Annotated in this window: 13 protein-coding genes, 2 tRNA genes, 1 rRNA gene, 1 pseudogene and 1 other annotated feature; all 17 genes and pseudogenes read left to right on the top strand. The window is 33.8% G+C overall.

Going from position 1 to position 14,559, the window contains the following annotated elements; translation table 11 throughout:
- Positions 1-35 precede the first annotated feature (35 nt).
- The 17 genes and pseudogenes from rpsR (at position 36) to rlmH (ending at position 14,459) form a co-directional block, all read left to right on the top strand.
- The gene (rpsR, locus tag B7R65_RS07370; RefSeq protein WP_088042153.1) at positions 36-269 is read left to right on the top strand and encodes a 30S ribosomal protein S18; all 234 of its coding nucleotides are present in this window, start codon (positions 36-38) and stop codon (positions 267-269) included.
- A gap of 143 nt (positions 270-412) precedes the next feature.
- Positions 413-1,339 (top strand): YybS family protein, encoded by a 927-nt coding sequence (locus tag B7R65_RS07365; protein WP_088042119.1) that lies wholly within the window; start codon positions 413-415, stop codon positions 1,337-1,339.
- Between the two features lie 76 nt (positions 1,340-1,415).
- Positions 1,416-3,392: a DHH family phosphoesterase gene (locus B7R65_RS07360; RefSeq protein ID WP_088042118.1), complete on the top strand. Its 1,977-nt coding sequence runs from the start codon at positions 1,416-1,418 to the stop codon at positions 3,390-3,392.
- Positions 3,389-3,832: a 50S ribosomal protein L9 gene (gene rplI / locus B7R65_RS07355; protein WP_088042117.1), complete on the top strand. Its 444-nt coding sequence runs from the start codon at positions 3,389-3,391 to the stop codon at positions 3,830-3,832. The genes B7R65_RS07360 and rplI overlap by 4 nt, the downstream gene beginning before the upstream one ends.
- Before the next feature lie 25 nt (positions 3,833-3,857).
- The gene (gene dnaB, locus B7R65_RS07350) at positions 3,858-5,222 is read left to right on the top strand and encodes a replicative DNA helicase (RefSeq protein ID WP_088042116.1); all 1,365 of its coding nucleotides are present in this window, start codon (positions 3,858-3,860) and stop codon (positions 5,220-5,222) included.
- A gap of 202 nt (positions 5,223-5,424) precedes the next feature.
- Positions 5,425-6,714, top strand: a complete 1,290-nt coding sequence (locus B7R65_RS07345; protein ID WP_088042115.1) for an adenylosuccinate synthase — start codon at positions 5,425-5,427, stop codon at positions 6,712-6,714.
- Between the two features lie 132 nt (positions 6,715-6,846).
- A tRNA-Lys gene (locus B7R65_RS07340) sits at positions 6,847-6,919 on the top strand.
- A pseudogene (locus tag B7R65_RS21965) lies at positions 6,912-7,235 on the top strand (adenylosuccinate synthetase); the annotation flags it as partial. The gene B7R65_RS07340 and the pseudogene B7R65_RS21965, both read left to right, overlap by 8 nt.
- Positions 7,223-7,470 (top strand) — a sequence feature (23S ribosomal RNA rRNA prediction is too short). (Overlaps the previous pseudogene by 13 nt.)
- 139 nt (positions 7,471-7,609) lie before the next feature.
- Positions 7,610-7,725, top strand: a 5S ribosomal RNA gene (rrf, locus tag B7R65_RS07330).
- A 14-nt stretch (positions 7,726-7,739) separates the two neighbouring features.
- A tRNA-Val gene (locus B7R65_RS07325) sits at positions 7,740-7,804 on the top strand.
- A gap of 378 nt (positions 7,805-8,182) precedes the next feature.
- Positions 8,183-8,887, top strand: coding sequence for a response regulator YycF (gene yycF / locus B7R65_RS07320; protein WP_088042114.1), 705 nt, complete (start codon positions 8,183-8,185; stop codon positions 8,885-8,887).
- Positions 8,887-10,731, top strand: a complete 1,845-nt coding sequence (gene walK / locus B7R65_RS07315; protein ID WP_088042113.1) for a cell wall metabolism sensor histidine kinase WalK — start codon at positions 8,887-8,889, stop codon at positions 10,729-10,731. Before yycF ends, walK begins: the two co-directional genes overlap by 1 nt.
- A complete protein-coding gene (locus tag B7R65_RS07310) occupies positions 10,728-12,077 on the top strand; it encodes a YycH family regulatory protein (RefSeq protein ID WP_088042112.1) in 1,350 nt (449 codons plus the stop codon). Before walK ends, B7R65_RS07310 begins: the two co-directional genes overlap by 4 nt.
- Positions 12,064-12,858, top strand: a complete 795-nt coding sequence (locus tag B7R65_RS07305) for a two-component system regulatory protein YycI (protein ID WP_179194802.1) — start codon at positions 12,064-12,066, stop codon at positions 12,856-12,858. Before B7R65_RS07310 ends, B7R65_RS07305 begins: the two co-directional genes overlap by 14 nt.
- 2 nt (positions 12,859-12,860) lie before the next feature.
- Entirely contained in the window at positions 12,861-13,655 is a 795-nt protein-coding gene (locus B7R65_RS07300; protein ID WP_088042110.1) for an MBL fold metallo-hydrolase, read from the top strand.
- Positions 13,656-13,728: 73 nt separating this feature from the next.
- Entirely contained in the window at positions 13,729-13,920 is a 192-nt protein-coding gene (locus B7R65_RS07295) for a CxxH/CxxC protein (RefSeq protein ID WP_088042109.1), read from the top strand.
- A 59-nt stretch (positions 13,921-13,979) separates the two neighbouring features.
- The gene (gene rlmH, locus B7R65_RS07290) at positions 13,980-14,459 is read left to right on the top strand and encodes a 23S rRNA (pseudouridine(1915)-N(3))-methyltransferase RlmH (protein ID WP_088042108.1); all 480 of its coding nucleotides are present in this window, start codon (positions 13,980-13,982) and stop codon (positions 14,457-14,459) included.
- The last annotated feature ends 100 nt before the right edge of the window (positions 14,460-14,559 follow it).

Below are 14,559 nucleotides of genomic sequence, written 5' to 3'. Positions count from 1 at the left end.
GAATTCTTAAAAAAAAGGAGGGAAATGAAATGGCAATGGGTGGACGTAAAGGTGGACGTGCTAAGCGTCGTAAAGTTTGTTACTTTACTTCAAACGGCATAACTAAAATCGACTATAAAGATACAGAGTTATTAAAACGTTTCGTATCAGAGCGTGGTAAAATTTTACCTCGTCGTGTAACTGGTACTTCAGCTAGATACCAACGTAAATTAACGATTGCAATCAAACGCTCTCGTCAAATGGCATTATTACCATACGTGGCTGAATAAGCTGAATAATAAAAAAGTACAGCATTCTCGTGCTGTACTTTTTTTGTCTTTATGAAGGTTTCATTTTTTATAATGTTTTATGGTAAAATAGGAGTTAGTATGCTTACCGGTATTAAGTTGGTGTAGTAGAAAGGAGCAACAAATTGAAATCAGCTCGTTTAATTTCTGAAGGTGCAGTAGCATTAGCGATTTACTCTATCCTATTGTTACTATTCACATATATACCTATAATGTCACTTGTCTTACTATTTTTTATTCCGCTACCATTTATTCGATTTAGTTTTAAATTTCCTTTAAAAGAGTCAATCGTAATAACCTGTGTAGGAATAGGTCTAACACTCATTATGACAGGTGTAACAATGATTCCAGTTACTGTAATGTTTTCAACTCTGGGGATTTTGATAGGATATTTACTTAAAAACGAAAGAAGTAAAGGTGAGATTTTATTAAGTAGTACGTTTTTAGTATTAATACATATAGTACTATTGAATATATTGGCCAAGGTTTATTTCCAAACAGATTTGGCTAATAAAATAACAACAATGTTAATTGACTCAATTGATAATAGTAAGAAGATGTATTCAGATTTAGGTATCTCTTATGATGAGAAAAATTTGGATAGCCTTACAAAAACTTTTAAGCTTATTCCAGTAATATTTCCAACTTTATTATTAATGGCAAGTTTTGTATACGCTTTTTTAACACAAGCTATTACATTTCCAATAATAAAAAGATTAGGTATTAAGACGCCTAAGTTTAAGCCTTTTAGAGAATTTAGAATTCCATTAGGATTTTCATGGTTCTTTTTAGTTGTTTTAATCTTTAACTTTTTTAAATTAGCTGAAAATAGTTTTTTATATATCGCTGTAATTAACTTAACTTATGTACTACAGTTACTATTGATCGTACAAGGATTTGCATCGATTTTTTATTTTAGTCATTTGAAAAAGTTAACAAAAGCAGTACCAATTCTTATATTAATAGTGTGTATTTTCATTCAACCTTTGATATACATTGTTTTGTTGATTGGTATCGTTTCAATCGGAATTTTTAATAGAAGGAAAAAGTAAACGTACTTAGCTAAGTATGTATGGATTTCTTAATTTGTAAAGAAGTTAGATTTTATTTGATTTAGGGGCTGAATTTATGCAAGATTTTCATAAGAAACAAGTGTTTCTTATTCCCGTCTATATATTAACTGCTCTTGCAATATTTCTGATAGGAACTGTAGTTTATATACGTCCACAACTAGGTATAATCTTTATTATTATCTTTCTGTTAGTTATTTTTTTAGTGGTAAAGATTGAAATAAAGTATCGTCATATTTTAGATATGTATATTCAATCGGTTATGTCGAGAGTAAAAAATTTAAGTAATGAAGCAATAACTGAAATGCCAATCGGAGTGCTATTATATGATCGTGAATATCAAATTGAATGGGGTAACCAATACATTATTAATATTTTAGACGATCATACTTTAATTGGAAAACACATCTATGATTTATCAGATGGCTTAATGGCTCTTATCTCGAAAAAAGAAAAAAAAGAAGATTTAATAACAATTAATAAAAGAACTTATCGAGTTGTCATTAAAAGAGAAGAACGATATATTTATTTATTTGATGTGACTGAACAAGCTCAGATGGAGAAATTGTATGAAGATCAAAGAACTGTTATTGCAGTCATATTACTTGATAATTATGATGAAATGACTCAAGGGTTAGATGATCAAGAACGCTCTAGTATCAATGGTGCTGTTACTACAATTTTAAATAGTTGGGCATATAAACATGGTATTTTCTTAAGAAGAGTTTCTTCAGACCGACTGTATGCCGTCTTAAATGAAGGTATTTTAAGCGCGTTAGAAAGTAATAAATTCGCAATTTTAGATCTTGTTAGAGATGAAACAACAAAGAGAAATCTGCCCATTACATTAAGTGTTGGTGTTGGGGTAGGTAGTGAGAATTTACCTGAACTTGGACATTTGGCTCAATCAGGTCTAGACTTAGCGTTAGGCCGTGGTGGAGATCAAGTAACAGTAAAAAATATAAACGGCAAAGTGAAATTCTTTGGTGGGAAAACAAACCCAGTTGAAAAACGAACGAGGGTTAGAGCAAGGGTTATTTCACACGCTTTAAGGGATTTAATGAAAAGCAGTTCAAACGTTATGATTATGGGGCATAAATTGCCAGATATGGATGCATTAGGCTCTGCTGTAGGGATATTAAAAATGGTTACCCATAACGATGTGAATGGATATGTAGTTATTAATAAGGATGAAGTTGATAAAGGCGTTAATCGATTGATGAGAGAAATGTCTAAAAGTGAGCAGTATATGACATGCTTTATTACGCCTGAAAAAGCAAAAGAATTAGTGAATGAAGATACTTTAATAGTTGTAGTTGATACACATAGACCGACAATGGTAGAAGTAGAGTCATTATTAGATGAAACGGATAAAATCGTTGTCATTGACCACCATCGTAGAGGTGAAGACTTTATAAAAGATGCTATTCTTGTTTATATGGAGCCTTATGCTTCTTCTACAGCGGAGTTAGTAACTGAGTTATTAGAATATCAGCCTAAAAAAATCAAATTAAATATGCTTGAAGCAACAGCTTTATTAGCAGGTATTATAGTTGATACGAAGAGTTTTACATTCCGTACGGGAGCTCGTACATTCGATGCAGCATCATACTTACGATCAAACGGGGCAGATACAATTCTCGTTCAAAACCTGTTAAAACAAGATATGAATGAATATATACGTAAAGCAGAGTTAATTGAAGAAGCCTATATGTATAAAAACGGCTTCGCTATTAGCTACGGTAAAGAAAACATTAACTATGAGCAAGTATTAATCGCGCAGGCTGCCGACACATTATTAACGATGACTGATGTAATTGCATCCTTCGTAATTGCTAAACGTTCTGATAATCTTGTTAGTATCAGTAGCCGATCATTAGGTGATATAAACGTTCAATTAATCATGGAGGAGCTCGGTGGTGGCGGACATTTAACGAATGCAGCGGCACAAATCGAAGCAACTTCAATAAGAGAAGTAGAATTAAATTTATTGCAAATAATTGATCAATATATCGAAGGGAGATCGAACAAATGAAAGTAATTTTCTTAAAAGACGTAAAAGGTAAAGGGAAAAAAGGCGAAACTAAAAATGTAGCAGATGGTTATGCTAATTTCTTAGTTAAAAATGGTGATGCAATTGAAGCAACTGCCGGTAACCTAAAAACTCTTGATGCGAAAAAGAACAAAGAAGCAAAAGATGCTGCGATTGAATTAGAAAACTGTAAAAAACTGAAAGAGACAATTGAAGCACTTACTGTGGAATTGAAAGCAAAATCAGGAGAAGGCGGTCGTCTTTTCGGTTCGATTACTAGTAAACAAATTACAGACGAGCTACAAAAAACTCATGGTATTAAATTAGATAAACGTAAATTTGATATGAATGATGCAATTCGTGGTTTAGGTGTAACGAATATTAAAGTTAAATTACACCCAGAAGTGAGTGCAACATTAAAAGTTCATGTAAAGGAACAATAAGTAATAAGCATCTGGAGGACTAAAAATGAGTGATTTGTTAAATGATCGTACTCCACCGCAGAATATAGAAGCTGAACAAGCTGTATTAGGAGCAGTCCTGTTAGATTCAGATGCTTTAATACCAACTACAGAACGGCTTTTACCTGATGACTTTTATCGAGCTGCTCATCAAAAGTTATTTGAAGCAATGTTGAATATTTCTTCAAGAAACGAGCCTCTAGATGTCATCACTCTAACTTCTGAATTAGCCAATCAAGGCTTACTAGAGGAAGTAGGAGGAGTGTCTTATTTAAATGATTTATTGGCTTCTGTGCCAACAGCATCAAATGTAGACTACTATGCAAAGATTGTAGAAGAAAAATCTACGTTAAGAAGGCTGATTCGAACAGCTACTAATATTGCTTCCGAAGGTTATGTATCGGATGTTCCAGTAGATGTCATTCTTAATGAAGCAGAGAAAAGTATTTTACAAGTAGCTCAACGGACAAATGTATCGGGTTTCCAGAATATTAAAGACGTTGTTTTTAATACATTTAGTAAAATTGAAATGCTATTTAATCAACGCGGTGAAATAACTGGTATTCCAACTGGCTTCACTGACCTGGATCGTATGACAGCTGGATTTCAACCGAATGATTTAATTATTGTTGCAGCGCGTCCTTCTGTAGGTAAAACAGCGTTTGCATTAAATATCGCACAAAATGTGGCAACAAAAACTGATGAAAATGTAGCTATCTTTAGTCTAGAGATGGGTTCTGATCAATTAGTAATGCGTATGCTTTGTGCTGAAGGAAATATTAATGCCCAGGCTTTAAGAACGGGTAATTTAGAGCAAGAAGATTGGAATAAGCTGACTATGGCAGCTAGTAGCTTAGCGAATACAGGTATTTATATAGATGATACCCCTGGTATACGCGTAAATGATATACGTGCTAAGTGTAGAAGGCTAAAACAAGAGCATGGATTAGGAATGATCTTAATCGATTATCTTCAGCTCATTCAAGGTAGTGGTAGAGGTGGAGGAGAAAATCGTCAACAAGAAGTTTCTGAAATCTCACGTTCACTTAAAGCATTAGCAAGGGAATTAAAAGTACCTGTAATCGCGTTATCTCAGCTGTCACGTAGCGTTGAATCAAGACAAGATAAACGTCCTATGATGTCCGATATTCGTGAATCAGGAAGTATTGAGCAAGATGCTGATATCGTTGCTTTCTTATATCGTGACGATTACTATGATAAAGAATCAGAGAATAAAAATATCATTGAGATTATCATAGCAAAACAAAGGAATGGTCCAGTAGGAACAGTTCAATTAGCATTTGTAAAAGAATATAATAAATTCGTAAACTTAGAACGTAGGTTTAACGATGAACATGCACCGGGTGCATAAAAATGATCACATAGAGATTCTATGTGATTATTTTTTTTAGAAAGGGTAAACTATTTATTGTAAGACATTAGATAGCAAATTCGAACATATTTAAGTTGAAAATGAAAAAAAGGCTGAGTTTTATTGACAAATTCCGTAGGTTTGATATACTTGTCTTGGTTTTAGTTCGGAAATAGCGAATTTTATTCGGAGGTGCAATACATTGTCATCAGTAGTAGTAGTAGGTTCTCAATGGGGAGACGAAGGAAAAGGAAAAATTACTGACTTTTTATCTCAGCAAGCAGAAGTGGTTGCTAGATATCAAGGTGGTAACAATGCTGGACATACAATTGTTTTCAATGGTGAAAAGTACAAACTTCATTTAATTCCATCAGGTATTTTCTTCTCAGAGAAAATTTGTGTAATTGGTAATGGAATGGTTGTAGATCCTAAGGCGTTAGTTCAAGAACTAGCATATTTACATAATAAAGGTGTTTCAACAGATAATTTACGTATTAGTAATCGTGCTCATGTTATCTTACCGTACCATTTAAAACAAGATGAGCTAGAGGAAGAACGTAAAGGCGCTAATAAGATTGGTACAACGAAAAAAGGTATTGGACCGGCTTATATGGACAAAGCTGCTCGTGTTGGAATTCGTATGGCGGATCTACTTGATAAGGAAGAGTTCTATATAAAATTAAAACGTAATCTTGAAGAGAAAAATAATTTATTCGTGAAAATGTACGATTCAACTGAGTTAAACATTGATGATATTTTCGAAGAATATTATGAATTTGGACAACAAATTAAAAAGTACGTTTGCGATACTTCAGTTGTATTAAATGATGCAATTGATGGTGGAAGACGAGTATTATTTGAAGGTGCTCAAGGTGTAATGTTAGATATCGATCAAGGTACTTACCCATTCGTTACATCATCTAACCCAGTTGCAGGTGGAGTAACAATTGGATCTGGTGTAGGACCAACAAAAATTAATCATGTTGTAGGAGTATGTAAAGCTTATACAACTCGTGTTGGTGAAGGAGCATTCCCAACTGAACTACATGACGAAATTGGAAATACAATTCGTGAAGTAGGTCGTGAATATGGAACAACTACAGGAAGACCAAGACGTGTTGGTTGGTTTGATAGTGTTGTTGTACGTCATGCTCGTCGCGTAAGTGGAATCACTGATTTATCACTTAACTCTATTGACGTTTTAACAGGCCTAGAAACAGTTAAGATATGTGTAGCATACAAATACCGTGGAGAGACAATCTCTGAGTTCCCTGCTAGCTTAAAACAACTTTCAGAGTGTGAACCAGTATACGAAGAACTTCCAGGCTGGACAGAAGATATAACGGGTGTGAAAACACTAAATGAACTGCCAGTTAACGCAAGACACTATGTAGAGCGTGTATCTCAATTAGTAGGTATACCTTTGTCTGTGTTCTCGGTAGGACCAGATCGTAATCAAACGAATATTGTTCGTAACGTTTACGGAGCTTAATTTGACTAAAAAGCCCTTAAATTCTTTAAGGGCTTTTATTTTTCTTAAATATAAAATTACTATTGCAATGTATTTGGTTTATATGTTATGATAAATCTTGTCGTCATAACTGACAACATAAAATTATTATGCGAGCCATTAGCTCAGTAGGTAGAGCATCTGACTTTTAATCAGAGGGTCGAAGGTTCGAATCCTTCATGGCTCATCTTTTATTTTTATATTATGGTTTTACAGGAAGACCAAGACGTGTTGGTTGGTTTGATAGTGTTGTTGTACGTCATGCTCGTCGCGTAAGTGGAATCACTGATTTATCACTTAACTCTATTGACGTTTTAACAGGCCTAGAAACAGTTAAGATATGTGTAGCATACAAATACCGTGGAGAGACAATCTCTGAGTTCCCTGCTAGCTTAAAACAACTTTCAGAGTGTGAACCAGTATACGAAGAACTTCCAGGCTGGACAGAAGATATAACGGGTGTGAAAACACTAAATGAACTGCCAGTTAACGCAAGACACTATGTAGAGCGTGTATCTCAATTAGTAGGTATACCTTTGTCTGTGTTCTCGGTAGGACCAGAGGCTGGGTAGCTATGTGTGGAAGGGATAAGTGCTGAAAGCATCTAAGCATGAAGCCCCCCTCAAGATGAGATTTCCCATAGCGTTAAGCTAGTAAGACCCCTGAGAGATGATCAGGTTGATAGGTCAGAGGTGGAAGCGTGGTGACACGTGGAGCTGACTGATACTAATCGGTCGAGGACTTAACTAACAAGTTTGATAATGACATTATCTAGTTTTGAAGGTATAAAAAAGTGTAAAAACTTTAAAATATCTTTAAAAAAATGTTGACTTTGATTGATATTTTGTTATAATAATCAATGTCCCAAGCAAATAAATCAAGTGATGATAGCGAAGAGGTCACACCCGTTCCCATACCGAACACGGCAGTTAAGCTCTTCAGCGTCGATGGTAGTTGGGGGTTTCCCCCTGTGAGAGTAGAACGTCGCTTGGTTTTGATGGAGGATTAGCTCAGCTGGGAGAGCACCTGCCTTACAAGCAGGGGGTCGGCGGTTCGATTCCGTCCCGAGCCATCATAAAAACTACTGTGTATGCAGTAGTTTTTATTTATTTCTATATGGGTTCATAATTCATAGGATTATCCGATATTTATAGGATCAAATTAGTGAAGTATTTTACAAAAAAACATACTTAATTTAAAATAGAAGTAAGTGAATTAAACCTCTAGCAACAAGCTAGGGGTTTTTTTCTAAAAAAGATATAAAATTTCATATTGTTTTTGTTAAAAACAAGGACACGTTAGTTATTAGTCGTATTGTATATTTATAGAGACAATCCTACAAAACGAAATTACTATGATTAGTTTATTTGTTGCCTAATTTATTATTAAATTGCTAAAGATAAGAATAGACAAACAGGCAGCTGAACTTACTAGAAAAGGAGTGCGGGGAATGAATAAGAAAATATTAATAGTCGATGATGAAAAGCCAATTGCAGATATATTAAAGTTTAATCTAGAAAAAGAAGGTTTTGAAATAGTTTGTGCGTATGATGGGGAAGAAGCTTTACAAAAAATTGATGAATTTCTTCCAGACTTAGTATTACTAGACATTATGCTTCCAATTCGAGATGGATTAGAAGTTTGTAGAGAAATTCGAAAAAATCATGAAATGCCTATTATCATGATTACAGCGAAGGACTCAGAATTAGATAAAGTATTAGGACTTGAAATGGGAGCAGATGACTATGTAACTAAACCGTTTAGTACGAGAGAGTTGCTTGCCAGAGTTAAGGCTAACCTAAGAAGACATCAAACTGGAGCAACGGCTGAAAAAGAAGAGTCAGTAGAAGTTGTAATTGGTTCACTTGTAATTAATCCAAATGCATATATCGTTACAAAACGAGGAGAAAAGATTGAGTTAACTCATCGTGAATTTGAGTTACTTTACTATTTAGCTAAGCATATAGGACAAGTAATGACTAGAGAACATTTACTTCAAACTGTTTGGGGATATGATTACTTTGGAGACGTACGTACTGTCGACGTAACAATTAGAAGATTACGTGAAAAAATTGAGGATAATCCAAGCTATCCGCTATTCATCGTAACAAGAAGAGGAGTAGGCTACTACTTACGTGATCCGGAGCAAGATTAATGGCAGCCTATAATAAAGTAGGGTTATTTCAATCAATCGTATTTAAATTCGTACTAGTATACATTTTACTCATATTAGTTGCTATGCAGGTTATCAGCGTGTATTTTTCAAGAGAGCTAGAAAAACAGTTAGTTAATAACTTTTCTGCGTCAATTAGCGATCGTGCCAATATGCTGGCCTATAATATCAAGATGGAGTACGAAAAAAAGAAAACACTTGATGATCCAGAAATTAAAACAAATATACAAAAAATAGTTTCAGATGTTGTTTCTGAAGTTGGAAATATTGGAATCTCTGATGTAAGGGTCGTAAATCAAAATAGTGAAGTGATTGCTACATCAGATTCCAATAATCGTTCAATTGTTGGTAAAAGAACAACTGATTTATTGATAACAAGAACATTATTAGTCGGAACAACAACTGAAAAAGTATTAATTGATCCTAAAAATGGACATCGGATGAGAATAATTGTAGTTCCTGTTGAAGAAGATGACGGAACTGTCGCGGCTATTTATACTAGTGCATCCATGGAAAGTACGTATGACAGAATGACTTTAATCAATCGTATTTTTTCAACGGGTACACTTATAGCTGTAGCTATTACTTCGATTTTAGGGATTTTACTTGCAAAGGCAATTACAAAGCCAATCTCTGAAATAAGAAGACAAGCTCAGGAAATGGCGAAGGGGAATTTCTCACGTCGATTAAAGGCATATAGTGAAGATGAAATTGGAGAATTAACAATTTCATTTAATAATTTATCTCGAAACTTACAACAGGCCAGGGCATCTACGGAAGGTGAAAGAAGAAAATTACAATCGGTATTAGAGCATATGACTGATGGAGTAATTGCAACAGACCGTAGAGGGAAAATTATCTTATTAAATGATCCAGCTGAAGCGATGTTGAATGTTTCACGTGAAACAGTATTAAATAAATCAATTTTAGAAGTTTTAGGAATTGAAAAAGTTAATACATTAGATGATTTATACGAAGAGCCGGATTCGATTATGCTAGATTACAGTGAAAATAAAAGACCGATGATTATTAGGGCAAGCTTCTCGACGATTCAAAAAGATACAGGCAAAGTAAATGGTTTAATTGCTGTACTATATGATGTAACAGAGCAAGAAAAAATAGAACAAGAGCGAAGAGAATTTGTTGCTAATGTATCACATGAATTAAGAACACCATTAACAACTATGAGAAGTTATTTAGAGGCTTTATCAGATGGAGCTTGGGAGAATAAGGAAATTGCTCCTAAATTCCTGCAAGTAACTCAAGATGAAACTGAACGAATGATTCGATTGGTTAATGACCTATTGCAATTATCTAAACTTGATAGTACTGAATATCGATTAACGAAAGATTGGGTTAACTTTACAGATCTATTTAATCGTATTATCGATCGTTTTGAAATGAGTAAATCACAAGCAGTATCTTTCAAGCGAGAGTTTTTAAACAAAACCCGTTTTGTTTTTATTGACGAAGATAAAATTACTCAGGTTTTAGATAATATCATTTCAAATGCTTTAAAATATTCGCCAGAGGGTGGAAAAGTAACTTATCGAATTAAGGAATCAAGAGATCAGATACTGATTAGCATAACTGACGAGGGTATGGGAATTCCAAAAGATAATTTAGCGAAAATATTTGATCGTTTTTACCGAGTTGATAAAGCACGTTCTAGACAAGTAGGAGGTACTGGTCTTGGACTCGCAATTGCTAAAGAAATGATTTATGCGCATGATGGTCATATTTGGGCTAAAAGTGAAGAAGGAAAGGGTACTACAGTCTATTTTACACTTCCAGTAGCTGATGACCAAGAGGATGAGTGGGGATGAAGAGAGAACGTATCAAATCAATTGCACTTACTAGTTTAGTTATTTTAAGCTTAGTTTTATCGTATAGACTTTGGTCATATAAGCCTACTTACGATCCAATCCAACGTGATTATATACAAAATGTTAAAATTGGTGCGCAGAAAGATTTTGAAAATATCGTGATTCCAAGTCAAGTAGTTGTACATGAGTCCAATAAGCATTTTGTAACATCAAAACAAAGTAATATATTACCTCTTTATAAGGCTTTACAGAAAGTAGAAATATCTAATTTTGAAAACTTGACCAGTGATACTTCTGAGCAAAATTTCCAGGGAATTACAAAAGGAAAAAACAAAATTGAAATCATTTTTCCTACATTAATCCCAATTGAAACATTAGATAAAATATTTAAATTAGATTCAAAAAGATTGCAAAATATTGTTTTCGACAGAATCGTTATAAGAATGTCTCAAAAACAGGAGACCTCTTCGAAAATCTATTTTGTTAATGATTCTCTAAATTTACTTTATGATGCAACGTTTGATAATTCGGGTATTATTTCAGCGGTAGGGAAAATAAAATCCAATTACAAGCATTATACAGATAGTGTTAAATATAAGTTGCAAACAGGAAAAACAATCTATTTACCTAAACAAACAGTAAAATTAAAAACGATGGAGTTTTTAACGTCTGATATTGAAGTAGATAAATTTAAAGATGCAATATTTATCGACCCTACTAATGTGCGTAAAGAGAGTAGTGACTCTGGCGATACGTATACTGATGGGACAAGATTAATGACTGTTTCTCCATTAAATCGTTCGATTACGTTTGTAAACCCGACAATAGCTGCTGATGAAAACCAAAGTCCCAACGTACTAATCCAAAAAAGTGTAGAGTTTATAAATGGGCACGGAGGTTGGACAGACGGATATGTGTTATCTGGCATTAAGCCTGAAAACAATGAGATTTTCTATAGGCTTAATATTAACAATTTACCTGTTTTTAAGAACGCGACAATTGCGACTAAATTGGGAAAACAAGATGATATTCAAACTTATAAACGTCCATTATATAAACTGAATTTACAAATGGAGAAAAAAGAAAGTGAAATGGAATTAATGTCTGGACCTCAAATTATGGAGGTTTTAGATAATAATAAGTCGATTAATAAATCGCTGATCAAAGATATTACTTTGGGATACGAAACTATATTTGATGGTGATGAAGACCAAATTAATAAATTTTATTATAATCGAGCAATCCAGTTGAAGCCTGTTTGGGTCATCTATTATGGAGATTCTTTTAAGAAAATCGATCAAGATTTGCTCAGTAGAACTGGGGTGAATATTGTTGGATTGGAGTAGAATCAAAACAATATTTATATTAACTTTTTTAGTACTTGATATCTTCTTGGCGATTCAATATTATCAAAAAAGAAGTAGCGATCAGCTAGACTTAATAGCAGAATCAACTATAGAAGAACAACTAAAAGCCAATGACATTACCTATGTTCCATTACCTAAAGAATCATTAAAGGTGTCTTATCTTACTGGTAATAGTAAAGTTTTCAATGAGAAAACCATTTCGAGTCTTAAAGGACAAGATATTGAAATATATCGTGATGTCATTCAGAGTCAATTAAAAAACAAGGTAAAGCTTCCAGATACAAATCGAATTTTCTTTTTAGAGAATTTTATTAATGAGTATGTTTGGAATGGAAAAAGTTATCGTTTCTGTAAGACAGATTTAAATTCGAAAACAATCTATTTCTGTCAGATTTATAAAGATCGTTTAATTTATAATATCGAAAGTTCTGTTATAGAAATTAAGTACAATGAAAAAGACGAAATTGTATCATATCGTCAAAGATATTTAGAAGACTTGAAAGAAATTGATAAAGAAAGTGTTCAAGAGGTATTACCTGCTATTAAAGCAATTGAAAACCTTTATGTAAAAGACGAGCTTAAACCAAGCGATCGTGTAACAAAAGTTGATTTTGGATATTACACTTTAATTCCGTTATCAACAGGCGTAAAAGTCATCGCGCCTGCATGGCATTTAGTTGTAAATGATAGACAAGACTATTTTGTCAATGCGATCGAGGGACAAGTAAATAAGATTGAAGATGAAAAATGGAGTGAATAGAAATGAGTTTGCATTTTAGTGTACTTGCAAGTGGAAGTACCGGAAATGCGTTGTACGTTGGGACGGAGCAAACAAAACTTTTAGTTGATGCGGGACTAAGCGGTAAGGCGATGGAAGCGTTAGCGAAAGATATTAACAGAGATCTCAAAGAAGTTTCTGGCATTCTTGTTACACATGAGCATAGTGATCATATTAAAGGACTTGGTGTACTTGCTAGGAGATACCAAGTTCCTATTTATGCAAATGAAAAAACATGGAAAGCAATGAACCACTTAATTGGAGATATTCCAACGGAGCAAAAGTTCATCTTTAATATGGAAACGACGCATCAGTTTGGGGATATTGAAGTCGAATCTTTTGGCGTATCACATGATGCTGCTGAACCAATGTTTTACGTGTTTCATCACAACGGGAAAAAATTTGTAACAATTACGGATACAGGTTATGTAAGTGATCGAATGAAAGGTATTATATCAAACGCAGATATGTACATTTTTGAAAGTAATCATGATGTTGAAATGCTACGTATGGGAAAATATCCGTGGAGCATTAAACGACGTATATTAAGTGATGTTGGTCACGTTTCAAATGAAGATGCTGCATTAGCAATGTCTGATGTGATAGGAGATAAAACGAAGCGTATTTATCTTGCGCATTTAAGCCAAGATAATAACATGAAAGAGCTTGCCAAAATGTCTGTTACTCAGGTATTAGAGGGAAAAGGGTTTGAAGTGGGGAGTCAATTTGCACTTCATCATACAGATCCTCAAAAACCGACAGATATAGTGTATGTATAATAATGAACGTATGCTAAAGGGGAGAGTTTACTTTCCCTTCTTTTTTTGTGTAAAAATAAGGAGATGAGCAAAAATGGAAAAAAAGATATTAAGTTGCAATGAACATATAGAATGGGCACTTGATGATTTTGTGGATAAGTATAATGAAACACCTTTGTTGAATAAAGTCGAAAAAACTCAAAAAATATCCACAAGCTGTGAATATTGTCAAAATGATGCCATATATATTGTATCGAACATAGATTCTCCCACTAAATGTGGATAGAAATTGTGGGTATGTGGATAAGTTTTGTGGATAACTTGTTTGTAAAGTGAGGATACAGTGTGAATATCTCAATAATCAGTGTTGGAAAGTTAAAAGAGAAATATTTAAAAATGGGGATAGATGAATACATAAAACGATTATCTGGTTATGCCAAAATGGAAATTATCGAAGTTCCAGATGAAAAAGCACCAGAAAATTTAAGTGATGCAGATATGCTAATCGTAAAGGAAAAAGAAGGAGAAAGAATACTAAGTAAAATTTCAGAAGATTCGTATGTAATTGCGCTTGCCATAAACGGTAAAGAGCATTCTTCAGAATCACTTGCAAAAAAAATAGATCAGTTAGCAACGTATGGAAATAGTAAAGTAGCTTTTGTTATCGGAGGATCACTTGGACTGAGTGAAGCGGTGATGAAAAGGTCGGATGATACTCTATCATTTTCAAAAATGACATTTCCACATCAATTAATGAAACTCATATTGGTTGAACAGGTGTATCGTGCTTTTAGGATTAACAGAAATGAACCATATCATAAATGATGTAGACTTTTGCGGGAGTTATATTAATTAGAATACTTGCCTTTGTTTGAAAATAAGCGAATGGGGTATGACCTTCCGAGAGACCCAAGCTCTTTCACCA

Origin of the sequence: Bacillus sp. EAC (assembly GCF_002156875.1) — a bacterium.
Taxonomy (GTDB): Bacteria; Bacillota; Bacilli; order Bacillales; family Bacillaceae_G; genus Gottfriedia.
Note: the sequence above shows the minus strand (reverse complement) of the source record. Positions and strands in the feature narration are given on the sequence as shown.